Source organism: Xanthomonas dyei (genome assembly GCF_002939865.1).
GTDB classification, from domain to species: Bacteria; Pseudomonadota; Gammaproteobacteria; order Xanthomonadales; family Xanthomonadaceae; genus Xanthomonas; species Xanthomonas dyei.
Window position 1 is genome coordinate 1 of sequence record NZ_MDEE01000003.1, and the last position, 25,255, is coordinate 25,255.

Here is a 25,255-nt window from a genome sequence, read left to right on the forward strand (position 1 = left end):
GATCCAGGCTCTGACGGCAGCCCACGCCGGCTCTCGACACCTAAACTGCCAGATTCCGAACAGATAAGGCTCGGTGGCGGCATCCATGCCGCGTAAGGTCCCGCGACGGTAGGCGGGCAAGGACCAGTCGAGTTGGTCGGGGTGCATGGCTTGAAAAAAGCCACCGATTCACTCTCTGCTGTGGTGTCCTTGCCGATCGCGGGACCGGGTGGCGGCATGGATGCCGCCACCGAGCCTTACACGGACGTACTCGCAGCCTGTCCCGCGAGCGGTGACGGGGCCGCGCCCTCGACCGACTCGGCGTTTGACCTGGGCTTTTGACTGCATCCAACAAGATGCGGCCAACACACGATTCTTGTCGGCCGACCGTTCAAGACGTCAGCCGCATTGATTCAACGGCACCATTGCTGTTCGCAGGGCACGCCATCGTTGTCGTCGTCCATTACGGTATTTGGGCAGTGCTGCAGTACGTAAGTGGCGTCTTCGCAGGAGTTCATCTGCGAGCAATGCGTGCGTCCTCCACAGCTGTAGTGCGGTGTGTGGACGGGCGTGGCGGACGTTCTGCTTGCAGATGCGGGTGCCGTTACCACAGGCGAGCTCTGAGCCGAGGTACGGGCTGGCAGCGTCCTGCCTGCCGGTGTTCGTGCTCGTGCAGATGTCGGTGCCGTTGACGCTGACGAAGTCTTGGGGAGCTCAGGGTCTGGCATCCGCGTTTTCCCATTGAGATACGCATAGCCTCCAGCGCCTGCCACAAGCAAGAGCAACATGACTTTGCCAAGCCGGACGGGGCTATGAGCCGATGTTGATTGCGCCGCTACATGCTGCCGGCGCCGGCTGCGCTTGGCTGCCTGTGTGCCGGCACGCATGACGCGCACGGCACGTGGGCGGCCGTCCGGGCCCGGCTCGGTCTCGAAGGAAATCAACTCGCCGATGCGCGGTGCCATCGGGCTGCGTGGAAACGCAGAAATGTGGACGAACAAGTCGTCCCCGGGCTGTGTCGGGCTGATGAAGCCGAAGCCACGATCGGCAGTCCAGCGGGTCAACGTCCCCTGTGTGCGCATTGGCGGCGTCCCTGAGTGGACGCCAAGTCTAGCTGTCGTGCGGTGTCATCCGGCCGCCGAGCATAAAAAAAGCGGCGGACCCGACGAGGTAGTCCGCCGCTCAGTGGCCGCGTCCGGTTGCGGCCTGTGGCCTTACTTCGCCTTCAACACGACCTTGGTGCTGATCGCGGTTTCGTTGGGGATGGTCTTGGTGTCGGCCCAGTCGCCGCCGCCCACACCGAAGTCCAGCCGCTTGACCACCGCCTTGCCCGCCAGCACCGGCTGCGCGCCCGGTGTCCAGGTAAAGGTCAGCGTGACCGGCTTGCTGACGCCGCGCAGTTCCAGTGTGCCGTCGGCCGCGTACTGGCTGCCGCCGAGCGCACGGAACTTGTCGGCGCGATAGCGCGCGGTGGCGAACTTGGCGACGTTGAAAAAGTCCGGGCCTTGCAGGGTCGAATCGCGATCGTTGTTGCCGCTGATCGCGCTGGCCAGCGGAATGCGCACATCGAGCTTGGCTGCGGCCAGATTGGCCGGATCGAAACTCAGCGTGGTGTCGAAACCGGGGAATTTGCCGGTGAACACTTCGCCGTCGTACTTGCTGGCGAACACCAGCGAGGAGCCGGGCGCCTGGACGTAGTCGGCGGCCAGCACCGGCGCGGTGGCGAAAGTGGCGACCAGCGACGCGGCGACCAGCAGGGGAGAGGCGAACAACTTGGACGACATGGGAAATCCTTAGGGTTTGGAGGACAGCCAGCCGCGCGGCAACATCCGCGCCAGGGTGGCATCACGCTGGAAAATATGGTGGTACAGCGCAGCGCCGGCGTGCGCCAGCACCACAGCGATCAACAGCCAGAAGCCCCACTCGTGGACGACATGAGAGGCGGCGCGTAGCTGCTCGTCCGGGCCGCTGAGCTTGGGCACCGCGAACAGGCCGAACCAGCGGAACGGGCGCAAGCCACTGCTGGAGTCGTACAGCCAGCCCGACAGCGGCATGGCGAAAATCATGGCGTAGAGCAGCCAGTGGGTCAGCCCGGCGATCCGTTCCTGCCAGCGCGGGGTGCCCGCCACCGGCGGCGGCGCGCCTGCGTACAGACGCCAACCCAGGCGCGCGATCACCAGCGCCAGCACGGTCAGCCCCACCGATTTGTGCGCGGTATAGACCCAGAAGTATTTCGGTGTCTTGGGCAGTTCGCCCATGGTCAGGCCGACGATGCCCAGCACCAGAATCAGCAAGGCGATCAGCCAATGCAGGGTCTGGCTGACACCGCCCCAGCGCTCGCTGTTTTTCAGGCTCATGTTCCCGATTCCTGGGCGGCAGGCGCGTCAGTGGTGGCAGGTTCGGCTTGCGCCGGCGCTGCGTCGTCGTCGGCGCGGCCTTCGCGCACGGCTTCGGCTTCGATGCGCAACTCCACGGTGTCGCCGATCATCGACTTCCATGCATCGACCCCGAACTCCGCCCGGCTCAGCGTGGCGGTTGCCGAGAAGCCGGCAGTGCGGCGAAACGGCGGCAGCGGGTGGCGCTTGAGCGCGTTGAGGGTGACGTCCAGGGTCACCGGGCGGGTGACGCCGTGCAGGGTCAGGTTGCCGGTGACCTTGGCTTGGTTCTCGCCGCTGGCCTCCACGCGCGTGGAGACGAAATGCGCGTCGGGAAAGCGCTCGGCGTCGAGTAGGTTACGTGCCAGGGTGGCCTGGTTCCACTTGGCATCGCCCAGGTCGGCACGGTGCAGCGGCACGGTCACATCCAGCCGCGCGGCGGCCCAGTCGTCCGGGTCGAACACCAGCGTTCCGCTACTGCCCGACACGGTGCCCAATGCCTTGGAAAAGCCGGCATGGTCGACCGCGAACAGCACACGGGTGTGCACCGGGTCCAGCGCATAGCGCACCGGTGCGGCGGAGGCGGCCAGGCTGGTCAGTGCCAGGGCGGGAAGGAGCAGCAGGCGGGCGATGGGCGTCATGGGCGGATTCTAGACACATCCCGGCGCTGCGCGCGCGGCTTGCGCTTGCAACGATCCATTGCGAGCATGCCGGCTGGACGTGGAAAGGATTCCCGCATGCGCGGTCTGTTACTGGGGTTGCTCGTTGCGTTGATGGCGTTGCCGGCCCTGGCCGAGGTGCCTGCCATCCCGCGCTTTCGCATTGTGGGTGCCGCCGAAGGGCTGCCCTCGACCATGATTACCGCAATCGCACAGGATCGTGCGGGCTATCTGTGGATGACCACCACCGATGGCCTGGTTCGGTATGACGGCGCCGAGTTCAAGGTATGGCGTAACGATCCGACCGATCGCTACTCGCTGCGCAGCAATGCCCTGCAGGCGATGTATATCGACGACCAGGATCGCATCTGGCTGGCACTGGCGGGTGCCGGGCTGGCAATGCTGAGCGCCGATCGCAGCAAATTTACCGCCTATCTTCCCGACGACGTTGCTGCGCTGGCGTTGGGAGATATCTATGCCATTGCCGGCCGCGGCGATGAGATCTGGCTCGGCATGTCGACCGGGAATGTCTTGCGCCTGGATGCCAAGGGGCATTTCAGCTCACTCGATCTGTCCAAGATGGAAGATCCGCTAGACCCCAATCCGGTCTACGCCCTGGCCCTGGACGACCGTGAGCGCATGTGGATCGGGACGCTCGGCGGTTTGGCGTACTACGACGGGCTGGCCTTGCACCGCGTGCGACCGGATGGCGACGCCAGCGGCATCAATGCGCTGCAGTGGGTAGGCCAGCGGCTGTGGAGCTCCTCGGACACCGGGTTGCGCTATATGGATTCCTCCGGTGGGTGGCATACGCCCACCTGGGCCTCGATGTTTGCGGCAGGCAATCGGGTCTGGACGGTGGCCGATGCCGGAGATGGCGAATTCTGGCTCGGCACCGAGCAGGGGCTATGGCACACCCGTGCCGATCATCCACCGACGCCGGTCAACAACGGGGATGAACCGTTGGTTTCCAATCGTCATGTCACCACCATCTGGCGAAGTCCGCATGGGGGGATCTGGGTACCCCTGCATGGCCGCGGGCTTGCCTACCTGCGCGAGGACTGGCGTCGGACGGCAGCCTTCAAGCAGGTCAACGATCAGGGCAAAGGCATCTCTTGCAGCCTTGCACCGGCCAATCGCTCTGGCGGCCTGTGGCAGTTCGATAGCAGTGGCAGGTTGCTGCGCTACGACACATCGTCTGGCGCCTTGGTGCAGACCGTAATCCAGCATCCGGATCTGCGTGAGATGGAAGTCACCTCCGCGCTGGAAGACGGTCGCGGGCAGCTCTGGCTCGGTAACGCGCGGCATGCACTGTCGCGTCTGGACCTGACCACTGGAGAGCTGACCCATTTCACCGGGGATGGGCCCGCCGAGGCGGTGCTCTGGATCGGGGAGCCCGGCGATGGCACCGTGTGGACAGCGTTCGAGCAAGTGATCCAGCGACGCGACCTCGTCAGCGGGCGCATCCTGGAGACGATCTCCCCAAACGATCTGCATGGCCTGAAGGAGTTGCCGTACTACCAGATCAGCATGGGGCCGGATGGGCGCGTGTGGATCAGCGGTACTGGCGGAGTGTATGCCTGGCATGCCGACACGCATCGATTCATGCTGGTGCCGGGGCTGGATGTCGACTTTATCCAGCGCTTTGTCGTCAAGGATCGCAATCGCATATGGCTTTACATCGCCGGTAGCATCGAGCGCTGGGAGCAAGGCAATGGCGTCTGGAAACGGGTAAGCCGCATTCGCGCTGCCGAAGGATTTCCCGCCATGGATGCCTACGGTCTTGAGCTGGATGCGCTTGGGCGCGTGTGGATGTCCGGCCCGCGTGGCCTATGGCGTATCGACCCCCGCACAACGCCTGCCAAAATCCGCAGTTTCAGTGCGCGTGACGGGTTGACCAGCCAGGAGTTCAGTCGCCGCTGCCTGCTGATGTCCAACAACGGTGTGTTGGTGGGCGGGACCGCCGACGGATTCACGCTGCTGATCGATACCAACGCGCCGGACGTTCCCTCGTTTACCCCGCAGATGCGACTGGAAGCGGTGAGCGTCCAGCAGGGCGATCGACGTCGCGCATTGCCGATCGGTGGTGGTTTTTCGCTGGTGCCGAGCGATCGACAGTTGCGCATCAATATGCGGCTGCTATCTTTCATCGATCCGATGGCGAACCATTACCGCACGCGATTGAACGGTTTCGACACCGATTGGGTCGAGCATGGGGCTGCGGGCATGCGCGAGTTTTCATCGTTGCCGCCGGGCAATTATGTGCTTGAGATGCAGGGTGTGGATCCGCTTGGCAATGCATCGCAGGTGCAATCGCTGCAGTTCTCGGTGCTGCCGCCCTGGTGGCGCAGCGACGTCGGCATTGCGTTGATCTGCATGGTCGGCCTGCTGCTCAGTGCACTGCTTGCCGCGGCCTACCGGCATCGTGTGCGCATGCGGGCGCAGTGGCAGCTGGCCCAGCACAAGCGCGAGCTGGCCGAGCAGGCGTCGTTGGCCAAGACCCGCTTTCTGGCGACCTTGGGGCATGAGGTGCGCACGCCGATGACCGGTGTGCTGGGGATGAGCGAGCTGTTGTTGCAGACACCGCTGGATGCGCGCCAGCAGGGCTACGCCGGCGCGATCCAGTCGGCCGGCAAGCACTTGCTGCGACTGGTCAACGATGCCCTGGATCTGGCGCGGATCGAAGCCGGCAAGCTGCCGCTGGACAATCGCGATTTCGATCTACGTCTGCTGATCGGGCAAGTGGTCGAACTGGTTCGTCCCAGTGCCGAGCAGAAGCAGCTGGCGTTCGCGTGCGAACTGGATGACGCGCTGCCGCCGGCACTGCATGGCGATGCCAGCCGCGTGCAGCAGATTCTGCTCAATCTGCTGTTCAATGCGGTCAAGTTCACCGAGCGCGGCGGCGTGCAATTGCGCGTCTCGGCGTTGCCGCAGAGCCCGACACAAGGCATCCGGGTGGAGGTGCGCGACACCGGGCCCGGCATGAGCGTCGAGCAGCGTGGGCGCCTGTTCCAGCGCTTTGAACAGGCCGAAGGCGCACTGACCCTGGCCCGGCATGGCGGCAGTGGGCTGGGCCTGGCGATCTGCCGTGAGCTTGCTGCGGCGATGGGCGGCGTGGTGAGCGTGGACAGCGAATTGGGCCAGGGCGCGTGCTTCGTGGTGGAGCTGCCGCTGCGTTGGGTGGCGACGTTGCCTGCGGCGGCCCCGGCTCCAGCACGCGCGGTCGTTGCCAGGGATCAGGCACCGCTGCAGTTGCTGCTGGTGGAAGACGACCCGACCGTGGCGCAGGTGATCGTGGGGTTGCTGCAGACGCGCGGGCACCAGGTCACCCATGTCTTGCATGGGTTGGCCGCCTTGGCCGAGGTGAGTACGCGTAGCTTCGACGCCGGGTTATGCGATCTGGATCTGCCCGGCCTGGACGGTGCCGCGCTGGTGGCGCAACTGCGCGCGCGCGGGGTGCGCTTCCCGATCGTGGCGGTGACCGCGCGGGCCGACGCCGATGCCGAGCCGCAGGCGATGGCGGCTGGCTGCAATGGTTTCCTGCGCAAGCCGGTCACCGGTGAGCTGCTGGCGAACGCCCTGGCACGGGCGCTTGCCGAGGCTGCCGACTCGCCGGACGACAGCGCCGCCGACTAGGGGCAAGTGCGCCGGAGCGGGTACAGTGCAGTCCGGCCGGGGAGTGCGCGCGATCGCGCAGGTGGCTGGGACAAGGATGACGATGAAACAGGTAGTGCTGTCCGTGCTTGCTGTCGTGGCGCTGTTGATCGGCGTGGAGGCAGCGGCGGTGAACCAGATCGAGACGCCGCGGATGCGCCGGTTCGGCCCGAGCGAAGGCCTGCCTTCGCGCATGGTGCTGGCACTGGCGCAGGATCGGCAGGGCTATGTCTGGGCGGCCACCAGCGACGGCCTGGCGCGTCATGACGGTATCGGCCTGCAGGTATGGCAACACGACCCGCACAATGCCCGCTCGATTCCCGGCAACGAGGTGGAAACGCTCCTGGTCGACGATCGCGACCGGGTGTGGTTGGGCGTCAACGACTCGCCACTGAGCATGCTGGATGCGGACCGTGCGGCATTCACGACCTTTCCGGACGTTGCGCAAGCCTGTGGCGGGCAGGTCTGGGCGCTGGCGCAGGCGCAGGGTGCGCTGTGGATCGGAAGCAGCAGCGGTGGCTTGTGCCGCCGCGAGGAAAATGGCCGCATCACGGTCTTCCGTGCCACCCCCGACGCAGCGGACGGGCTGCCCAGCGACACCATCATGAGCATGCTCACCGATGCGCGCGGCCGGTTGTGGATCGGGACCGCTGGCGGGCTGGTGATGCGCGACGGCGAGCGCTTCGTGCGCGTCGCGCCGGACCGCCTGAGCGCGATGGTGTTAAAGCTCAGCAAGGATCCCGATGGCACGCTGTGGGTGGGAAGCGGCAAAGGCCTGTATCGGGTGACCCCGGCCGGCGTGCTTGAACCTGCGCCCTGGAAAGGAGCTTCCAGCGTGCGTGCCGGCAGCGTGGTGCACGACGTGCATGGCGGTTACTGGGTGGGTGCGGCCGATGGGTTTTTCCGCGTTGCGCCGGGCGAAACCAAACTACGCGTCATGGAGGGCGATCGGGGCAGCGGCTTTCTCACCGCGCACAGTGGCGTGCTCGATGTGATGCAGGACCGTCAGGGCGGTGTGTGGCTGGGGCTGATTTCGCAGGGCCTGGCCTATCTGCCGCCGGATTGGCGGCGCTTCTCCACGATCCTGCAGGCGCAAGGAAAGCCGCTGGAAAGCCTGTACCTGATGAACGCAGCCGCCGACGGCGACAGCTTCCTGGTGACGACCGGCGAAGGGGTGTATCGCGTCGGCGATCAAGGCGAGATCGTCCCCGTGCTGCACAGCGATGTGCTGGGAGGCGGCAGCGTGCAGTCGGTGCTACCGGCCGGCGATGGCAGCCTGTGGGTGGCGCTGCAGAAGGGGGTGACGCGCTATCAGCCCAAGACCGGAGAAAAACATGCGCTGGCGATGCAGATCGACACCTCCGATGCGCGTCGCGTGGAACTGATGACGCCGGGCATCGATGGCGAGTTCTGGTTGTCGATCGTCGAAGGCGGCGTGCAGCGGCGTGCGGCGGATGGCCGCCTGCTGGCCACCTTTCGCTTCGGTACCGACCTCAGCGAAGTGGGCGGCATGGTGCAGCAACTGCTCGTGCGCCCGGATGGCTCGGCATGGGTGGCCGCCGGCGACGGGCTGTGGGTCTGGCAGGGCGAGCGCTTTCGCAAGGTGATCGGCGGCGCCGACGCTGCGCCTGAAGTCTATGCGTTGGCGTTCGTGTCGCCGCGCGAGTTCTGGGCCGGGCGGCCTGGGGCGATCGAGCGCTACCGCTGGGATGGTACCAATGCGCAGTTGCTTGAGCGGGTGGGCCACGCGCAGGGTATGCCCTCCACCGAGATTCGCGGACTGGCGCTTGGCGGCACGGACACTGTCTGGGCGACCACCTCGCGCGGCCTGTACGCCTACCGGCGCGGGCAACCGCAGGTGCGCATGTTCGGGCAGCGCGACGGCCTGCCGGACAGCGAATTTTCGATGCGCCCACCGGTGGTCGGCCCCAGCGGGCAGGTGCTGGCACTGACCACCAGCGGCATCGTGTTGTTCGATCCCGCGCAGCCCTTTGCACCGGCACCGGTGGCGCGGTTGGTGATCGAATCGGTGCAGGTCCGCCGCAACGATGCCGAGCGTCTGCAGCTACTGCCGCACAAAGAGACGATCGTGCTGCAGGCACGCGATCGCGATCTACGCATCAGCGCGCGGTTGCTGTCGTTCGTCGATCCTGCCTCGGCACGCTATCGCTACCGTGTGGAGGGTTACGACGCGGGGTGGGTGGAGCAGGGCGCCACCGGCGAACGTGTGATGTCGCGGCTGCCGCCGGGCGACTACCGCATCGACGTGCAGGCGCGTGCCGGCGACGGCAACTGGATCGCCGCACCCTCGCTGCACCTGCAGGTGCGTCCGCCGTGGTGGCTGAGTACGCCGGCGCAGTTGGTTGCGGTGCTGTTGGGCGTGCTGCTGCTTTGCCTGGGCGTGTGGGGCTGGCGGCGACGCGTGCGTCGTCAGCAGGAGTGGGTGCTGGCGCAGCAGCGCCAGCAACTTGCCGAGCAGGCTTCGATCGCCAAGTCGCACTTTCTGGCCACCCTGGGGCATGAGGTGCGCACGCCGATGACCGGTGTGCTGGGCATGAGCGAGCTGCTGCTGGCTACGCCGCTGGATGCGAAACAGCGCAGCCACGTCGATGCGATCCGCAAGGCCGGTGCGCATCTGCTGCGGCTGGTCAACGATGCGCTGGATCTGGCACGGATCGAAGCGGGCAAGCTGGAATTGGTGCAGCAGCCGTTCGATCCATCGCAGCTGACCCAGGAACTGGCCGACTTCATGCACCCCATCGTCGAGGCGCGTGGGCTGCGGTTTCATTACCGCAATCAGTTGCCCGCCGATCTGTCGGTGATGGGCGACGCCACGCGGGTGCGGCAGATTCTGATCAACCTGCTTGGCAATGCGATCAAGTTCGCCGAACGCGGTGAAGTAGGGCTTTCCGTCAGCCTGCACGGCGACTGCCTGCGCTTCAAGGTGCGCGACTCCGGTCCCGGCATCGGGCCCGAGCAGCAGAAGCGTCTGTTTCAACGCTTCGAACAGGGCGAAGGCGCGCGTACCAGCGCGCGCTATGGCGGCAGCGGCTTGGGGCTGGCGATCTGCCAGGAACTGACGGTGGCGATGAAGGGCCAGATCCGTGTCCGCAGCCGACTCGGCGTTGGCACCCAGTTCACCGTGGATCTGCCGTTGCCGATCGATCGGTCGGCCCCGCGCAGTGCTGCGGGCGAACCACGCACGCTGGCCGGCGCGCCGCTGCGCATCTTGCTGGTGGAAGACGATCCGACCGTGGCCGACGTGATCAGCGGGCTGTTGATCGGGCGCGGCCATCGCGTGGTGCATGCCGCACACGGTCTGGCGGCATTGTCCGAAGCGGTCGATGGCGGCTTCGATGTCGCGTTGCTGGATCTGGATCTGCCGGGCCTGGACGGCTTCGCGCTGGCCTCGCAACTGCGCCGGCTCGGTCACGGCTTCCCGTTGCTGGCCGTCACCGCACGTGCCGATGGCGATGCCGAACGCCAGGCGCAGATCGCCGGTTTCGACGGATTCCTGCGCAAACCGGTGACGGCCGACATGTTGATCGATGCGATTGCGGCGGCATGCGCAACGGCGCGCGCGCGCGACCAGTCCATGCCTATGCCAGGCTGAGCTGGCGCACAGCGCACAGCGCACAGCGCACAGCGCACAGCGCTCACCGCGCACGGCCTGCTTCAGTGCCATGACGTAGATGGCAACGATGCACTGGAGGTGGCCCGCATCGGGATGGGCATGCGGGCAGTGGGCCGCACATCGACGCTGCCTGGCAGCGCGCGCCACGGGTATGCCAACCCGGCCACGCAAGCCTTGTGATCTGCCGGGCAACGGCAATTCGCCGAAGCTTGAGCCCATGGCCTTGCGGTGCGGGTGCCGCTGGCGATGCTGCATTCTGGCCAAATGACCATGGTGCCCATCCTGCGTGGGCTAGACACCCTGGTGCCGGTAGCCGGTAGCCACGGCGTTGCGATCGATTTGCTGGCGCTGCCGGAGCGATCGCTTGAGGTCGCTTGGGCTTGCCCGCGCAGCGCGCGGCCCGCACTATGCGGCGACTTGTCGTGAAACGTGTCCAGTGCGCCTTTTTTTATCTGTTCTCCATTGGTTGATGGTCTTGCTGTCGCTTGGCTTATGCACGACAGTGTCACCCGCACTGGCAGCACGTGCACCGGTCACTCCGGTGCCCACCCAGATCACGCTTGCGGATGGGCTACCGTCGGAGACCATCAGCGAACTCGCCGAAGACAAGCAGGGCTATCTCTGGCTTGCCAGCGATGATGGTCTGGCCCGATTCGACGGGCGCAACTTCCGCATCTGGCGCATGGAAGAAGGGCTGCCCAGCAATGCGGTCTGGACGGTCTGTGTCAGCGACGACAATCGGGTATGGATGGGCTTCGAGAACGGCGGTGCCGGTTTCCTGGAGAACAAGACGCGCATCTTCACGCCGTTGGAGAGCCCGCAGTTTCCGGAATTGCGCGAAATCACGGTGTGGGCGTTGGCGCAGACCCCGAACGGCGACATCTGGCTGGGTACCGCAACCCATGGTCTGTATCGGCGGCGCCCCGATGGCAGCGTGCAGCGATTCACCTCTGTGCCGGGCGACGACACGAGCCTGCCGGCTGACAGCGTCACGGGGTTCGAGGTGGCACCGGACGGGACGTTTTGGATGGGCACTCCCGGCGGGCTCGCACGCTGGAACGGCACGCGTCTAGAACGTGTGGCGCTTCCCGGCAGCTCCCAGGCCGTCAATCGGCTGTACCTGGAGCGTAGCGGCGACACACTGTGGGTGTCGGATCTTACCGGCGACTTTTTCGGGATGAAGGCCGATGGTCAGGCCCGTCCCCAGCCATGGCGCGACATCTCGCACAAGCAACGCATCCTGGGCGTGCTGCTGCACGATCGTGGTGGGCGGTACTGGCTGGACGCCAACGGTGGCATCGGCTTGGCGTTTTCAGGGAAAGACATTCGTAACGTGCCGATCTACAGCTTTTCGGCACACGGCCTGGTCAAGCGGAACTGGATCGCCGCATACGAAGACCGCGAAGGTGGATTGTGGTTTGCCGCGCTTGAAGGAGGCTTGTGGCACCTGCCTCCCCACTGGGACATGTTTGCCGTGCTGTCGCACCATAGCAACGCGCTGCAGTCGCCGGCCAATCCCTCCATCACGGCAACGACGCCGGCGGCTTCTGGCGGCATCTGGTTGACGGGCACAAAAGGCGTGCTGGAATACCTCGACCCGGCGACCGGGAACTTGCGGCAAGAGCGGCCCAAGATCGGCAAATACGTTGCCGCGGACTACATGCTCGAAAGCCGGGCCGGCTACGTCTGGATTGGGGTCCACGCCGAATTGGTGCGCTATGACCCGCGCTCGCGCCAGGTCAAACGCTGGCAGTTGGGCAGCAATGTCGATGCCGATGCATCCCTGGAGCGGGCAGGTCGCATGGCCGAGGATGCGCAGGGGCGACTGTGGGTCACCGTTGTGCAGCAGGGGCTGCAGATCAGAAGCGAGGAAGGGCAATTGCTTCGGACCATCGTCGAAGGCAGTCATGGGCTGGAAGCGTTGACCATTCTCGACATCCGCGCGGGTCCGGATGGACAGATCTGGCTTGCCAACAATGCCGGGTTGCGGCGCTGGGATCCGGCGGCCGACCGGTTTGTGCCGGTGCGCGGCGCGCCAACGCTGCCAACGCAGGTCTTTCGTCTTGCTGAAGGCAACATCGTCTGGATCGGCTTGACGGGGCAGATACGGCGCTACCTCTGGGATGGTCGGCAGCTCAAGCATCTGGACACGGTGGGGAAAGATCAGGAATTCCCGATGGTGGCGCCGAACGGGTTGGTGGTCGATGCCAAGGGCGTGGCCTGGGTGTCGAGCCAGCGCGGCTTGATCCGTATCGATCCCGGCAGCAAGCTGGTGCGGGTGTATGGGGTGCACGACGGGCTTCCCAGCCCGCAATTGCAGCCCAATACCCTGGTGCAGGCAACGGGCGGGCAGATCGTTGCAGGGTCGCCCGACGGCGTTGTGGTGTTCGATCCCACTGCCATGCGCCCCAACACCCGCAGGCCGCCCTTGCTGATCGAACGCGTCGGCTTGCGGCGAGGCGAACGTGGGCTGGATATCACCGGCCAAGAGCCGTTGAGGATGCAGGACGACGACCGCGACCTGCACATCGTGGCGCGCATGCCCACCTTTACCCACCCGGAGTCGTCCAGCTACCGCTTCCGGCTGAGCGGCTACGACCCGGACTGGATCGATGTCGGCCCCAGCGGTGAGCGTCTGTTCTCGCGGCTGCCGCCGGGGGACTACACGCTGGAAGTGCAGGGGCGTACCGCCGACGGCATCTGGTCGGCGAGCCAGACACTCAAATTTCAGGTCCTGCCGCCGTGGTGGCGTAGTCCGTGGGGGCTGGTGTTGCTGGTCACCTTGGCGGTGTGCGTGGTTGTGGCGGTGGTGTTGTTGTATCGCCGACGATTGCGCCGCTTGAATGCCTGGCAGTTGGCGGTGCACAAGCAGGAGTTGGCCGAGCAGGCGTCGCTGGCAAAGACCCGCTTTCTGGCCACGCTGGGGCATGAAGTCCGCACACCGATGACCGGCGTGATGGGCATGAGCGAGCTGCTGCTCAAGACCCAGCTCGATCACACGCAACGCAGCTATACCGAATCGATCCGGCGCGCGGGTGCGCATCTGCTGCGATTGGTCAACGATGCGCTGGATCTGGCGCGCATCGAATCCGGGCGCCTTGAGCTGGATCTGCAGCCGTTCTCGGTGCGTCAGTTGGTGGCCGAGGTGGAGGCGCTGATGGCGCCGCTGGCGCAGGAACGCGGCCTGCGTTTCAGCCTGGACGTCGGCCTGTTGGGCGATATCACCGCCAGCGGCGATCCCACCCGCATCCGCCAGATTCTGCTCAATCTGCTCAGCAACGCGATCAAGTTCACCGAGCGCGGTGTGGTCGGTTTGAAGCTGACCACGCTGGGGTCTTATCAGGGCCTGCGCTTTGAAGTCGCCGATACCGGCCCGGGCATCAATGCCGATCAGAAGGCACGGCTGTTCCAGCGGTTCGAGCAGGGCGATGGCGCCAAGACCACCTCGCGCTACGGCGGCAGCGGTCTGGGTCTTGCGATCTGCCAGGAACTGGCGCTGGCGATGGGCGGGCATATCGAAGTGATCAGCCGTCTCGGCGCCGGGACGCGATTTGTCGTGGACCTGCCGCTGCGCTGGGTGACCTCCAACGCTGCGCTGAGTGGTGAAGTGACGCGTGCCAGCGCGACCATTGCGCCGCAGCGCGTCCTGCTGGTGGAGGACGACCCGACCATCGCCGAGGTCATCGTCGGCCTGCTGCGCTCGCAGGGCCACTCGGTGGTGCATGCGCCGCACGGTCTGGCCGCATTGACCGAAGCTGCCGACAATACGTTCGACCTGGCACTGCTGGACCTGGATCTGCCCGGGCTGGACGGGTTCGCGCTGGCGCGGCAATTGCGCGTGTTCGGCTACGAGATGCCGCTGATTGCGGTGACCGCGCGCTCCGATGAAGCCGCCGAACCCACCGCCAAGGAGGCCGGCTTCGACAGCTTCCTGCGCAAGCCGCTGACCGGTGACATGTTGGCCGACACCATTGCCGATGCATTGCGACGGGGCCGCACGCGCCAGGACATCTAGAGCAGCTAAAAAACCTAGCTAGCAGTCGCCAGCTGGGTGCGACGGCGCGCAGGAACCGGAACGCACGCATGGTCCATGCCGCACCGAGCACCGGCCGCGCCCGCCTGGCGGGAAGCACAGTCGTCTTGGTGGCTGCCCTTGGCGCTGCCGACCACTGAGGGCGCCGGTGCCACGCACGGCTCGCACGCCAGGCGCGGCATAGCGCCTGATCGAAGCGTGCGACGCGTTACTCAGCCACCGCTTCCACGTCCCTGGGATGCGGACGTGTGTCGGCCAGCTGCCAGAAGATCAACGTCGACGTCAGCGTGATGCCACCCACGCACAGGAAGGTGGCATGCAGTGCCGCAGTGGCGCCGTGCGTATCGCCCAGATGGGTGTTGAAGGCGGCCAGCAGGCTGCCCGCCGCCGCCGCGCCAAAACCGGTCGCCAACATCATCACCATCGACAACAGACTATTGCCCGGGCTGGCCTGATCGCGATCCAGGTCGCGCAGGGTGACGGTATTCATGACGGTAAATTGCAGCGAATTGACGCCGCCGAAGCAGGCCAGCTGCAGCAGCCGCAGCCACAGCAGCTGACCCACATCGATCAGTGCGAAGCTTGCCATCGCCAGCCCCACCAGCACGGTATTGATCATCAAGGTGGTGCGGTAGCCGAAGCGCCCGACCAGCTTTACCGCCGCGCGTTTTGCGGCCATGCCGGCCAGCGCCACCGGCACCATCATCAGCCCGGCATTCATCGGGCTCATCTCCAGGCCCACCTGCAGCAACAACGGAATCAAGAACGGCATCGAGCCACTGCCGACGCGCGCGAACAGGTTGCCCAGGATGCCGATGCGATAACTGGCCACCTTGAACAGCGCCAACGGAAACAGCGCGTTGCCGGTATTGCCGGCATGCAACCAGTAACCGGCCAGCGCAGCCAGCCCGCCGATCGCCAGCAACATCACAAACGCATGCTGCAGGCCGAGTTCGGAAATGCCATCCAGCGCCAGCGACAACGCCACCATGCCGACCGCGAGCATCAGATAGCCGACCAGATCGAAGCGCCTGCGCGCATCGCCGTAGTGGTCCGGCATGATCTTCAACGCAGCGATGAAGCCGATGATGCCGATCGGCAGGTTGATCAAGAACACCCAGTGCCAGGACGCCACTTCCACCAGCCAACCGCCCAGCGTCGGGCCGATCAGCGGGCCGATCAGCGCGGGGATCGCGATAAAACTCATGGCGCGCAGGAAGTCCTCGCGCGCCACCGTCTTGAGCACCGCCAGCCGGCCCACTGGCAACAACATCGCACCACCGATGCCTTGCACGATGCGCGCGCCCACCAGCTGCGGCAGCTGTTGCGCTGCTGCGCACAGCAACGAGCCCAGCGTGAACACGACGATCGCGGCCAGAAAGGTACGCCGTGTCCCGACGCGATCTGCGATCCAGCCCGATGCCGGGATGAACATCGCCACCGCCAGCGCGTAGCTGAAAACCACCGACTGCATCTGTAGCGGACTCTCGTGCAGGCTGCGCGCCATCGACGGCAATGCCGTATTGACGATGGTCGCATCCAGCATCTGCATGAAGATCGCCAGCGACACCAGCCACAACAGCGGTTTGATGCTGGCGTAGGCGCGCGGGACGGGGACCGGAGGGGGCATTGGAATCGCCATCGGGATGTCCATCGGAAAGACAGCGAATTGTCTCAGCGTCGCTGTGCAGAAACGCGCAACGGCGTGCGCATGTGATCCGAATGTGGACGGCTGGTTGATCAAACGTGTTCGGCGCGCCGACCATCGAAAGATCGGCAGAAGCGTTACCGCGGTGCTGACACGGCCGCGCCAGACGCATGTCCCTGCACGGTGCCGGGGCGGACGCCTTGCGGTACGGCGCTGCATCGCTGCGTCTGAAAGAGTGCATGAGGTCACGCTCCGACGCCTGGGCCGGCATCGTCCGGTCGCCGGGGAGAGCCTGCTCGCTTGCAAGGATGTCTGCTTGAGCCCGTCGCCGCAGGCCATCCGTGGTCGCTGCAGCGGTAATGAATGAGACCCACCTCACCCAATGGACGACGGAGTCGGCCACCAATCACCAATCGCCGGGACAGCCGTCAGGCGGCGTGTTAATGCCGCAGGTGGCTTGCAACAAACGTCTGATTCGCCGGCGACTGCTCGGTGCCTCCAACGGGTCTGGTAAGCGCAAGCGAGGTTCATCCCACTGTGCGATGGATCGATCGAGCGGGAAGCCAGGGACGTGTTGGATTTCCCCGAAGAGCGGAATCATTGCTTGGAGTATTGCCGACGGTCTGGTCAGGGATGGCGCGACTTGGGTATGGCCGCCTTCTGAGCGCGCCAGTCATCAGGTCGGACTATCAATGCAAAAGCAGGTCTTCGATGTAGTACAGAACGCCTATCTTCCGGGCGATTCCATCGCAACGATGCTCGAAAAGATTGCCGCGGAACTGGCCCAGAGCGGGCTCTTGAACGGTGCGGCATGCGCGTTTGTCGGCGCGCAGGACAGCGATGCGCATTCGCCAGATCTGGCAAGCGAGCAGATGGCGATCGCGCGCTGCTTTCCGGTCCAGTATGCCCATCGCGTTCTCGGCACCCTGAAAGTGACGCCGGCCCAAGGCGGGATGAGCACGCAGGCGGTGACGCTGTGTCAACGGATCGCAAAGTGCTGTGCCTATCTGATGCAGCGCGATGCCGCGCGTGCCTGGGCGGAAAATCGACTCGATCGACCATCGCTTGTAGTGGGCGTGTGCGAGCAGGTGTGGATGGTCGACGCGTTCGTCGAGCGTGCTGCAGACAGTCGCTTGCCGGCGATCGTGAGGGGGGACTTCGGCACCGAGAATGATGAGGTGGCCATCTTGCTGCATGCAAACGGGCCTTGGCAGAACGGGCCGTTCGTTGTGGTGGATTGCGACGATCCTGATGGCGACCCGTTGGCATGGTTCGAGCGCGCGGCCGGCGGAACGCTGTTCCTGCAAGGGGTGGACGCGCTCGATGCAGCGCTGCAGCGTCAGTTGGCTCGGTGTCTTCGGGACCGGCACGGCCACTGGCGCGCCTCGGGTGCCGATGTCTTCACCCGGGTGATCGCCTCCACCACTGCCGATCTGTCAGAGTGCGTGCGCGCGGGGCGTTTCTCGCGTGCGCTGTTGTCGCAACTCGATGTGCTGTCGATCGAGCTTGCCGCGTTGTGCGAGCGGTTGCCGGACATCGCGTTTCATCTCGAACGCATGCTGGCACGGCACGGCCTCGATTCCCGGCGCTGGGTGACTGACACGCTGATGGATGCCCTGACGAATTATTCGTGGCCCGAAAACCTGCAGGAGCTGGAGCGGGTGGTGCTGCGCCTGGCGGTCATGACCGCAGGCAGGCCGGTCCAGATCGTCGATCTTCAGCGGCATGCGCCTGTCCTTGCCGCAAGCCTGCTGCAAGCACAGCAGCGTGTCGCGAGCTCAGTGCCATCGCAGCCGGACGATCGCCCGGATGCGTCCACGCTACCGGCATCCCCTGTCGATTGGATTGACGGCCTTCCGCATCGCCCAGGCCAACGCCTTGCCACCTTGCACGACGCGCTGCGGCGCGCCCTGGTGCATCTTGGCGAACACTATGCAGAGCCGCTGACCCTGGGCGATCTGGCCCGGCAGGCGCACGTCAGTCAGTCGCATCTGGGCTTTCTGTTCCGCGAGGAGCTGGGCACCACGTTCAAGCCGCTGCTGCAGCAGCTCCGTATCGAGAAGGCCAAGGATCTGCTGCAGCGCGAGCAAAAACTGCGTGTGACCGAAGTGGCGCTGAAGGTCGGCTTCGGGGACTTGAGTCATTTCGAAAAGAGCTTTCGACGGTTGGTGGGGGTGAGTCCGCGCGCGTTTCGCAACGCGCGCGGACAAGGAGATGTGTCTCCGGTTTAAGCCTGAGGCAACAGGGTTTTGATGGCATCGTGCTGTTTGGACAGCCGTTCACGCAGCACGAACTCTTCGACCAGCGCCGCAGCCGCCTTGCGCTGGCCGTCGATATCCAGCAGCGCTGCGTAAGCGCTGCCTTGACCGGCCGGGCCGGAGTGGAACGGCGCCTGCGCGTCCGTGGCAGTGGTGAGGGTCAAAAACGCCAGGGCGGTTTTTTCGAACGGTGGCTGTTTGGCATTGACGAACACCACCAGTGTGCATTCGTAGCTGATGCCTCCCACGCGCGGCGTGTTGTGCGGTTGGGCCAGAACCTGGACGTCCTCGCCAAGCCAACCTCCCACAGAGTGCGCGAATGCGGCAATGTCCAGTGCCTGCAGCTGTTTGTAGCTGACCCGTGCAACCGCTGCCATGTCCACGCCGGAAAAGTGCAGCTGATCGACGGCCAGAGACGGGCTTTGTGCGAGGGTGTTCATCAACAGCAGGTCGTCGCTGAAGGCGGCCGAGAGCAGCACCGGCGCGGTGAACGCACCGGACAGCAACGTGAGCAGGGTGCCGGTGCCGTGGCGTGCGGCAAGAATGCGCGCGCGCGTGGCGTCGGTCGGCTGTCCATTGGCATAGTCCGGCGCCGCCTGCGTGGTGCGTGTGCGCACCGACGCCATCAACGCGTTGACCAGCGTGGCGGCATCGTCGCCCAACGCGCCTACGTGTCTGCCGGCCATCCCGGCGAGCACGCTCTGAAAATGCGCCAGCTGAGCGGTGGATGCGTACCAGGCGTAAATTGCAGCGACGCGCTCGCGGCGCTTTGCTTCCTTGTGCGCACCGAGTGCCAACGGATCGCTGGCGATCTCGCACAACATCATCAGATTCTCGCGCAGATGGTAGTCCAGATCCGGCAGCGGCAATTGCCAGCGTTCCTGCTGGCCGGCGGCGGTGGCGATGGTCAGGTGCCCGTTGCCTATTTCCGACCAGATCGCGATTGCCTCGATCGTATCGCGGCGTGGCACGCTGACATCGATCAGTTCCATCAGGATGCCGCGTGGACTGGCCGGCTGCGAAACGATGTGGTCGGGGTAGCCTTCGATCAGGGTGGCGTGCCAGGTGTAGCCCAGTCGATAGAGAATAAAGGGCTTGATCCCATCGTTCAGCACGATACCCGGTGGGGAGGGCATACCGCGCTCGCCGGGTTTGGCGATTTCCACACCGCTGTAGGCAGACAAGCCGGTGCGGTCGCGGTCGAAGACACGGCGAAAGGTTTGCGGTTCGTCGCACTTGAGCAAACACCCCACGTCGGTGGTGTGCGGGGGCCATTGGGCACGTGGAATGGGGTAGACCTGCTGTGCCAACGGCGACGCGTTAGGCGCAAGCAGGCTGAGCTCGAACGCGATGAGCACGCCGGCCTTTCTCATTTCATCGACGACGATGTCTTCGATCTCTGCATGCAGCGCATCCTGCACGGCGCCGGGAAGCCAGGGGTCGATCGCCACCTGCGTGTCCCAGTCCGAGCTTCCCGAGTCGAACAGATGCTGGTCGTGTCCCTGCAGCAGATCCATGCAGGCGGTGAACGCATTGCCACCCTTGATGTAGAAACGGGCCAGCGGTTGGTCGGCGCGCAGCATGAAACGTTCGCGTAACTCGATGCACAGAAGCGCGATCCGATCCTGGATGCTGCCCAACGCCTGGATCACTGCCGAGCGCACGTTGGGATAGCGCGCAGCGTCGTTGATCCGCTTGGTCAGCTCGCCGCTGATTGCACGGCGCAGGTCTTCTTGTTCGGGAGATTCCTTCATGGCTTGGCCTTGTCTGCAAACCTGTGGAAAAAATCTGTGCTCACGGCGCGCTCGGATCCGCGACGGCCGCATGATTCAGGTCGACTTCCAGACCATCGCAGGGCGTTCCGGGCAGCGACAGCACTGCGTCCTGCTCGAACTGCCAGAGTGCCGCGTGCGCATCGCCGCAGCCGGCCGGATCTGATGCCGTCAGCGTGCGAATGTCGCCGGTATAGGGGTGCCTGCCGACGGTCGCGACACGCCAGGCCCAGATCTGCGGACTCGGCCCAGGCATCAGATCGGCCACCAGATCCGCTGCCAGCGCATGCGAGCAATACAGCCCTGGGGAATAACCGGCGTCAGCCAGTGCGGCGATCCAGGCGCGGATGTAGGCGATCGCAGCGGCGCCGGGGCGGCTGCCGTCCTCCCAGTCCAGGTAGACGGTGGCGCCAGTTGGAAATCCTTCGCTGCCGGCCAACGCGGCGGCCTGCGCGCCGTCGATGCCGCCCTGCTCGGCGGTGACGACGTGCGCGCCTGGGCCCGTGGTCTGCTGGCCCAGATAGACCGGTGCCAATCCCCAGCCATTGGCGACCAGCGTCGGTCGCCACCCCATCCAGCCGGTGTCGGCATGGCTGGGCGCGGGTGCGAGGTAATAGCCGCACCAGGCAAGGCTGGTATTTGTCTTCAGCCAGGCCAGTGCGGGCAGGCCCGGAAAGCGGTCGGTGTCGAAGCCGGTGTGGAAGGTCATGGTGAAACTCCGCGTCGAGGGGGAGGAAGCATCGAGATCGGAATCAGGGAGATGTCTGCAGATGCGTGGCCATTTGTGCGTACCAACCAATTGCCTGGCTTTCTCTTCGCGGCCAAGTGTCGTCACGAGTGGTTGGATAAGGCGGGCCTGGCTTGGGTGGATAAGCGAGTTTTGCGCTGACGTAGGCGCCTTCCTCGATGGTCTGCGGTGCCAACGGCTGGTGGACGCCGAGGTAGTGGGTCAGTTGCGATCGATCGATGCGCTGCACCGACGCGATCTCCCAATCGCACACCGCACTTGCGTTCGGTCGATTGGCGCCGACTCGCGACCTGATCGCCCGATTGATGACATCCACGATGCCGTCGAGCGCCGCCGTGCTCTTGAAACGCACCAGTTGGAACGCGTTCCCGCCGGGATCTTTCAGTTCGATGTCGAGATCCCGCGAAAAGTCGGCGGGATTTTCAAGAGCGAAGCCGGTTTCCTCGCTAAATTCGCGCCGTGCCGCCTGCTCGGCAGATTCCCCGGGATTGATACGGCCGCCAGGCAGTGACCACTGGCCAGCCTGGTTCACGATTGCCAACGGTTTTTGCCGGGCCCATTCCCGCATGTCGCGTGCCAGCGTGTCGGCATCCACACATGCAGCGTTCCATTGCAGAGGATCGCTGCCGGCGCCTTTGATTTTCGATTCCAGCGATTCGCCTACCCTTGCACGAGATGAGCTCGGCCCGAATTTCACCCTGAGCAGGTGGCCGGCGCCCTCCATGGCCTTGTCGGTGACCACATCGCAACTTGGACTGTCGGTGCAGGCATTCTGGTATGCGAGACCGAGTGCCTGCGCTGCGCCGATGTAGGCTGGATCTTTCTCCCGTAGGCCGTTGGCGGCTAGCCACGCCCCTCGCAGGCAGTTTCGAGCACTGTCCCAGTCGGCCTCTGCAAAGGGTGGGCTGGCACCGGCTGCATTCGCAGTGATCTTGCACAACAGGGCAACCACTTCCGCCGCCAACACCGGTGCGGAGTGATCCCCCCACCAGTTGTTGAAACAGCGTTTGCGTGCGATCAGATAGGTGCCCGCTTCATCCCATAACGCGGCATAGACCTGCATGGCCTCAGCCTCCGTTCGATGGCGATCCTGCGGCCGTCTGCGTTGCCGCCACTGTCGCCGCCATCGCCTGCTCGGCCTGTTGCTGCGCGGCGGCAACGGCAGCGGTTGCGGCTTCATCGGCCTGCTGCAATGCCTGACGGGATGCATAAGCCGCCTGCTCGTTGTCGGCGACGGCGGCGTTTGCGGCCTGCATCGCGGCCTGTACGGCCTTGTCGCTGGCGGCTATTGCCTGTTCGACCTGAGCTTGCGCTGCCTGCAGCGCGGCCTCGATTGCCGACGGCGCGGACGGTTGCGCAGTGCTTGTGGTCGGCGCTGCAGCGGTCGTGGCTGATGGGGTCGGAAGGGTGTCGTCGGACATGTCGGTGTCTCCTGAAGTGGAAGCGCAGTGGAGCGGGGCAACGTCATTGATTCGCTGCTGCCGTATCGGTGCCGGCAGCGATGCGGTATCGGGCGGGCGCTGCGCTGCAAGCGCGCGCAGCATCTCGCCCAGTGCGTGTTCGGCCTGCGTCCTGCCCTGGCGTGCGGCCGCCAGGGCCGCTGCGCGACCTGCGTGTACCGCATCGCGGGCCGCGTCGGCGGCGCTGGTCGTCGGCGCGGCCTCGTCAGTTGCATCGAGGCGCGGGGCCGTTGTGCTCACTGATTAGCCTCCGCATCCGCCTCGTACGACCCATTGCTGGACGCGGGTGCGGTACCGAAATCGCGGAGCGAAATAACGCCGTTGTTGACCTGCAGCAACGCAGCCAGGCTGTCGTTGTGGATGGCGAACACGCAGCTGTTGCCATCCTGGCCCAGCACGCCATGGCTGGGCCGGTTGGCCGCCAGGAATGCCTGTGCAGACTGCAGGTAGAGGCGGATTGCATCGCTCGCTGCCTGGTTGTCGCCGTCGCCCTGGTAGCGGGTGTGTTGGACGATCTGTTGGGCGGCCAGCGATAACCGCGCGAAACCGATCTGGCGACCGCGCGCCAGCCATTCGGCAACGCTCATTGCGACCTCGTTGGGCGAGGGCAGCCCCTGCACTTGTGGGCAATCCAGGGCAGTGAACAGCAGCGGCAGCAGTGTCTGCAGTGCCGAGGACGCGGCAAGCGCGCGCTCGTCCTCAGTGGCGAGCGTGGCGGTGCAGGCCAGATAGAAGCGGTAGTAATCGCAAAATTCCAGCGGTGTGCGCGCCTGCTCGATGGCGAATGCGGCGGCTTCCTGCTGCAGCGCAGGCGTCACGTTGGCTGGCGGCGCTTCGGCGGCCAGTTGGCGCAGCGCCAGGCTTTCCTCCAGGTCCAGCGACTGGAACACCCCGGCGCCATCGACCTTCAACTGCGTCAGAAGACTACGGCCTGCGGCCAGGTCGCTTGCAGTAAACAAGGCGTTGTCGTGAAAAATGCGCTGCAGCTGCGCTTTGGCCACCGACCCGGTATCGCCGGATTCTGCCTGCGCGAGCGTGCCCAGGTCGGCCGGGCTCAAGGTCATCAGCTTGACCGGGCTGACCTTCAGCGCCAGCTGCGGGAGCAAGGTCAGGCGCGAGCCATGCAGACCTTGCTGCACCTCGTCGAGCAAGCTGGTCTCGTCGGGGAAGTCATAGCGCGCGCCGGGCGACTGGATCGCCCAGTCCAGCCATTGCGTGCCTCCATCAATAAACGCCATGGCCTGCCTGCCCAGTGACGACAACATCCTTGGCATCGAGATCAGGCGGCCTGCGATCGAAACGGACATTGCATGACTCCTTGTGGATTCAACCAGCGGGGAAATTCTTCAGCACCAGCCCTGCCGCCGAACCGATCCTGGCGAAGTCGTCGGTGGCGCCCTGCATCAGTGCCTGCGCCTGGACGAGCGCGACAACATATTTTTCGTCGCCGGTGGCCAGGTATTGCGCCATCGCCACGCCGACCGCGGTGGTCGCGATGGTCGAGACATTGCGCAGTGCGTCGGTGGCGTCCTGTACTGCGATGGCAGTCGATTGCGCCACCGATTGATAGGCCTTACCGGCCCCGCTGGTCAGTACGACCTGCGGGCTCATGGTCGCAAGCTGCACCTGGTTGATGACGTCGATGACCTGCGCATTGACCTTTGTCGGTTCCATCTTGGTTCCCATGGAAGGATCTGCGGCCTTTCAATCAGGCCTGGTGATAGAGGAGAAGCACGCCATCTGCGCAGACGGTCTATGACTGCACAGATGGCGTAGATGTAGATGGAGATGCAGCGCTAGATGGAGATGCATCAGAAGCAGCAGGTGCAGATGCAGGAGCACCAGAGGCTGCGCCAGTGGCTGGAGTTGCTGGTGCAGCTGTGGGTGCAGAAGCAGAAGCATCAGAAGTGGCAGCATGATCTGGGCCGGCGCCGGGGGCGGGAGGACTGATGGGCAGAGGGGGCGGCACGCTCAGCGCATGCACTTGCATCAGGTCGGCGGTTGCGGTCGCCGCGTTTGCCGACGCGCCCTGCGCCTGCGTTTTCAGCACATCGACGGCCACCTTGGCTTCCGCAGCGGCGGCCGCGATCAGCGCTGCCGGCGCAGGCGGTGAGGGAGGCGGGCCTGGCAATGGCGCAACCGTCGGCGCAGGACCAGGTGGTGCCGGTGGCAGCGGCGCCGGAACCGGGAACGGTGCGGAAATCATCTTGGCGCAAGCCGCGGTGATCGCTGCGGCATTGATCATGCCGGCGCCCTGCTGCCGGTTGACCGCGTTGTGCATCGCCATGCCCAGCGTCTCCAGCATCACGGCATCGAGCATGCCGAGCGCCTGCGCAGGTGCCTGACCGGTGGTCAGCGTCACGATGCTGCTGACGGCGTCGACGATCTGGCTGTTCACGGTACTGTCGTCGATCATGACGAAGTCGCTCCCTTCTGGATGATTAAGGCAAGAATCTGGGTGAGGGCGGCATCGGCAAGCACCTGTCCGCGTTGCTGGTTGGCGACGGCGTTTTCCATCGCCAGTGCGATCGAATCCGCTAGCGCCAGATACGTCGCGCCCATTGCAAAAGCCGGGGCCTGCCCGATGGTCAGCGCCGCGCCCGTGGCGGCAGTGCCGACCAGGCTGGCCACGCTTGCGGCACCTGCACTGGGCTGCATGACCGTGCGCTGGCGTTTGCGTGCTAGGCCAACAACGGCCTGCGCTGGGCAACGCTGACCGATGCCGCGAACAGGACGCTGGTCTGTGGCTCGTGTTTGCACGCGTACTGCAAGGCCACGCCGTTGTGTACGCGTTCGAGGAGTGCGACATTGCCGTACGGCACGTCGATCACGCTGTCCGACTGCTGGCGGTAGACCAAGGGCTCAACGCCGGGAATCACCGGCAGGATGCCGTCGAACTCGATGTTCATCACCGCTTTCTGGTGCGGCGCGAACGTCGCCACGATGGTGCGGCCTCTGATCAGTCTCACAACCACATCCAGTGTGTTGGACGTGGGGACATGATGTAGTTGCAACATGATGCGTCCTTTCTCGAT

General features: G+C 65.1%; 18 protein-coding genes, 1 other RNA gene and 1 pseudogene. 5 read left to right on the forward strand and 15 right to left on the reverse strand.

Annotated elements, in window-relative coordinates:
- Positions 1-392: 392 nt before the first annotated feature.
- From XdyCFBP7245_RS03725 to XdyCFBP7245_RS03740, 4 genes are all read right to left on the reverse strand, one after another.
- The gene (locus XdyCFBP7245_RS03725; protein WP_104614459.1) at positions 393-1,061 is read right to left on the reverse strand and encodes an excalibur calcium-binding domain-containing protein; all 669 of its coding nucleotides are present in this window, start codon (positions 1,059-1,061) and stop codon (positions 393-395) included.
- A 132-nt stretch (positions 1,062-1,193) separates the two neighbouring features.
- Positions 1,194-1,763 carry a YceI family protein gene (locus XdyCFBP7245_RS03730; protein ID WP_104614460.1) on the reverse strand — a complete coding sequence of 190 codons (570 nt, stop codon included), beginning with the start codon at positions 1,761-1,763 and terminating at the stop codon, positions 1,194-1,196.
- A gap of 9 nt (positions 1,764-1,772) precedes the next feature.
- Positions 1,773-2,336, reverse strand: coding sequence for a cytochrome b (locus XdyCFBP7245_RS03735; RefSeq protein WP_104614461.1), 564 nt, complete (start codon positions 2,334-2,336; stop codon positions 1,773-1,775).
- Complete coding sequence (locus tag XdyCFBP7245_RS03740; RefSeq protein ID WP_104614462.1) at positions 2,333-2,995, reverse strand: YceI family protein; 663 nt, start codon at positions 2,993-2,995, stop codon at positions 2,333-2,335. Before XdyCFBP7245_RS03740 ends, XdyCFBP7245_RS03735 begins: the two co-directional genes overlap by 4 nt.
- 96 nt (positions 2,996-3,091) lie before the next feature.
- Between XdyCFBP7245_RS03740 and XdyCFBP7245_RS03745 the strand changes: the two genes are divergently transcribed.
- The 3 genes from XdyCFBP7245_RS03745 (at position 3,092) to XdyCFBP7245_RS03760 (ending at position 14,316) form a co-directional block, all read left to right on the forward strand.
- Positions 3,092-6,649 carry a hybrid sensor histidine kinase/response regulator gene (locus XdyCFBP7245_RS03745; RefSeq protein ID WP_104614463.1) on the forward strand — a complete coding sequence of 1,186 codons (3,558 nt, stop codon included), beginning with the start codon at positions 3,092-3,094 and terminating at the stop codon, positions 6,647-6,649.
- Positions 6,650-6,731: 82 nt separating this feature from the next.
- Complete coding sequence (locus tag XdyCFBP7245_RS03750; RefSeq protein WP_211287636.1) at positions 6,732-10,280, forward strand: sensor histidine kinase; 3,549 nt, start codon at positions 6,732-6,734, stop codon at positions 10,278-10,280.
- A 490-nt stretch (positions 10,281-10,770) separates the two neighbouring features.
- Entirely contained in the window at positions 10,771-14,316 is a 3,546-nt protein-coding gene (locus XdyCFBP7245_RS03760) for a hybrid sensor histidine kinase/response regulator (RefSeq protein ID WP_170068497.1), read from the forward strand.
- A gap of 3 nt (positions 14,317-14,319) precedes the next feature.
- Here the strand turns inward: XdyCFBP7245_RS03760 and XdyCFBP7245_RS03765 are convergent.
- Together XdyCFBP7245_RS03765 and mdtD are read right to left on the reverse strand one after the other, a co-directional pair.
- Positions 14,320-14,393, reverse strand: a non-coding RNA gene (locus XdyCFBP7245_RS03765) — sX9 sRNA.
- Positions 14,394-14,542: 149 nt separating this feature from the next.
- Positions 14,543-15,964: a multidrug transporter subunit MdtD gene (gene mdtD / locus XdyCFBP7245_RS03770; RefSeq protein ID WP_104614467.1), complete on the reverse strand. Its 1,422-nt coding sequence runs from the start codon at positions 15,962-15,964 to the stop codon at positions 14,543-14,545.
- A 710-nt stretch (positions 15,965-16,674) separates the two neighbouring features.
- On the opposite strand from mdtD, the gene XdyCFBP7245_RS03775 reads away from it, so the two are divergent.
- A complete protein-coding gene (locus XdyCFBP7245_RS03775) occupies positions 16,675-18,213 on the forward strand; it encodes an AraC family transcriptional regulator (RefSeq protein ID WP_104614468.1) in 1,539 nt (512 codons plus the stop codon).
- Here the strand turns inward: XdyCFBP7245_RS03775 and XdyCFBP7245_RS03780 are convergent.
- The 6 genes from XdyCFBP7245_RS03780 to XdyCFBP7245_RS03805 all read right to left on the reverse strand — a co-directional run bounded on the left by XdyCFBP7245_RS03780 (position 18,210) and on the right by XdyCFBP7245_RS03805 (position 23,894).
- Positions 18,210-19,994: a hypothetical protein gene (locus XdyCFBP7245_RS03780; RefSeq protein ID WP_104614469.1), complete on the reverse strand. Its 1,785-nt coding sequence runs from the start codon at positions 19,992-19,994 to the stop codon at positions 18,210-18,212. The genes XdyCFBP7245_RS03775 and XdyCFBP7245_RS03780 overlap by 4 nt on opposite strands.
- A gap of 40 nt (positions 19,995-20,034) precedes the next feature.
- Complete coding sequence (locus XdyCFBP7245_RS03785; protein ID WP_104614470.1) at positions 20,035-20,721, reverse strand: glycoside hydrolase domain-containing protein; 687 nt, start codon at positions 20,719-20,721, stop codon at positions 20,035-20,037.
- 43 nt (positions 20,722-20,764) lie between these two features.
- Positions 20,765-21,823, reverse strand: a complete 1,059-nt coding sequence (locus XdyCFBP7245_RS24735; RefSeq protein ID WP_280523179.1) for an NUDIX domain-containing protein — start codon at positions 21,821-21,823, stop codon at positions 20,765-20,767.
- Between the two features lie 4 nt (positions 21,824-21,827).
- Positions 21,828-22,181, reverse strand: a complete 354-nt coding sequence (locus XdyCFBP7245_RS24415; protein WP_244907759.1) for a hypothetical protein — start codon at positions 22,179-22,181, stop codon at positions 21,828-21,830.
- A gap of 275 nt (positions 22,182-22,456) precedes the next feature.
- On the reverse strand, positions 22,457-23,527 hold the full coding sequence (locus XdyCFBP7245_RS03800; RefSeq protein WP_104614472.1) for a hypothetical protein: 1,071 nt from the start codon (positions 23,525-23,527) through the stop codon (positions 22,457-22,459).
- A 19-nt stretch (positions 23,528-23,546) separates the two neighbouring features.
- Positions 23,547-23,894 (reverse strand): hypothetical protein, encoded by a 348-nt coding sequence (locus XdyCFBP7245_RS03805; protein WP_104614593.1) that lies wholly within the window; start codon positions 23,892-23,894, stop codon positions 23,547-23,549.
- A 126-nt stretch (positions 23,895-24,020) separates the two neighbouring features.
- Here XdyCFBP7245_RS03805 and XdyCFBP7245_RS24420 point away from each other — a divergent pair, with 126 nt between their 5' ends.
- Positions 24,021-24,170, forward strand: a complete 150-nt coding sequence (locus XdyCFBP7245_RS24420; protein WP_244907764.1) for a hypothetical protein — start codon at positions 24,021-24,023, stop codon at positions 24,168-24,170.
- 256 nt (positions 24,171-24,426) lie between these two features.
- Here XdyCFBP7245_RS24420 and XdyCFBP7245_RS24425 read toward each other — a convergent pair.
- The 3 genes and pseudogenes from XdyCFBP7245_RS24425 to XdyCFBP7245_RS03820 all read right to left on the reverse strand — a co-directional run.
- Positions 24,427-24,636: pseudogene (locus XdyCFBP7245_RS24425) on the reverse strand (RebB family R body protein); the annotation flags it as partial.
- Positions 24,633-24,878, reverse strand: a complete 246-nt coding sequence (locus XdyCFBP7245_RS03815; protein WP_104614474.1) for a RebB family R body protein — start codon at positions 24,876-24,878, stop codon at positions 24,633-24,635. The pseudogene XdyCFBP7245_RS24425 and the gene XdyCFBP7245_RS03815, both read right to left, overlap by 4 nt.
- A 23-nt stretch (positions 24,879-24,901) precedes the next feature.
- Positions 24,902-25,189 (reverse strand): hypothetical protein, encoded by a 288-nt coding sequence (locus tag XdyCFBP7245_RS03820; RefSeq protein WP_228324249.1) that lies wholly within the window; start codon positions 25,187-25,189, stop codon positions 24,902-24,904.
- Positions 25,190-25,255: the final 66 nt, after the last annotated feature.

Bases quoted from the DNA above. Each gene is read 5' to 3' on its own strand.
- XdyCFBP7245_RS24415 (WP_244907759.1), bottom strand. From the start codon at position 22,181: ATGTCCGACGACACCCTTCCGACCCCATCAGCCACGACCGCTGCAGCG.
- XdyCFBP7245_RS03780 (WP_104614469.1), bottom strand. From the start codon at position 19,994: ATGAAGGAATCTCCCGAACAAGAAGACCTGCGCCGTGCAATCAGCGGC.
- XdyCFBP7245_RS24420 (WP_244907764.1), top strand. From the start codon at position 24,021: ATGGAGATGCATCAGAAGCAGCAGGTGCAGATGCAGGAGCACCAGAGG.
- XdyCFBP7245_RS03805 (WP_104614593.1), bottom strand. From the start codon at position 23,894: ATGGAACCGACAAAGGTCAATGCGCAGGTCATCGACGTCATCAACCAG.
- XdyCFBP7245_RS03785 (WP_104614470.1), bottom strand. From the start codon at position 20,721: ATGACCTTCCACACCGGCTTCGACACCGACCGCTTTCCGGGCCTGCCC.
- XdyCFBP7245_RS03760 (WP_170068497.1), top strand. From the start codon at position 10,771: ATGGTCTTGCTGTCGCTTGGCTTATGCACGACAGTGTCACCCGCACTG.
- XdyCFBP7245_RS03775 (WP_104614468.1), top strand. From the start codon at position 16,675: ATGCAAAAGCAGGTCTTCGATGTAGTACAGAACGCCTATCTTCCGGGC.
- XdyCFBP7245_RS03800 (WP_104614472.1), bottom strand. From the start codon at position 23,527: ATGTCCGTTTCGATCGCAGGCCGCCTGATCTCGATGCCAAGGATGTTG.
- XdyCFBP7245_RS03730 (WP_104614460.1), bottom strand. From the start codon at position 1,763: ATGTCGTCCAAGTTGTTCGCCTCTCCCCTGCTGGTCGCCGCGTCGCTG.
- XdyCFBP7245_RS03745 (WP_104614463.1), top strand. From the start codon at position 3,092: ATGCGCGGTCTGTTACTGGGGTTGCTCGTTGCGTTGATGGCGTTGCCG.
- mdtD (WP_104614467.1), bottom strand. From the start codon at position 15,964: ATGCCCCCTCCGGTCCCCGTCCCGCGCGCCTACGCCAGCATCAAACCG.
- XdyCFBP7245_RS24735 (WP_280523179.1), bottom strand. From the start codon at position 21,823: ATGCAGGTCTATGCCGCGTTATGGGATGAAGCGGGCACCTATCTGATC.
- XdyCFBP7245_RS03750 (WP_211287636.1), top strand. From the start codon at position 6,732: ATGAAACAGGTAGTGCTGTCCGTGCTTGCTGTCGTGGCGCTGTTGATC.
- XdyCFBP7245_RS03815 (WP_104614474.1), bottom strand. From the start codon at position 24,878: ATGCAGCCCAGTGCAGGTGCCGCAAGCGTGGCCAGCCTGGTCGGCACT.
- XdyCFBP7245_RS03735 (WP_104614461.1), bottom strand. From the start codon at position 2,336: ATGAGCCTGAAAAACAGCGAGCGCTGGGGCGGTGTCAGCCAGACCCTG.
- XdyCFBP7245_RS03725 (WP_104614459.1), bottom strand. From the start codon at position 1,061: ATGCGCACACAGGGGACGTTGACCCGCTGGACTGCCGATCGTGGCTTC.
- XdyCFBP7245_RS03740 (WP_104614462.1), bottom strand. From the start codon at position 2,995: ATGACGCCCATCGCCCGCCTGCTGCTCCTTCCCGCCCTGGCACTGACC.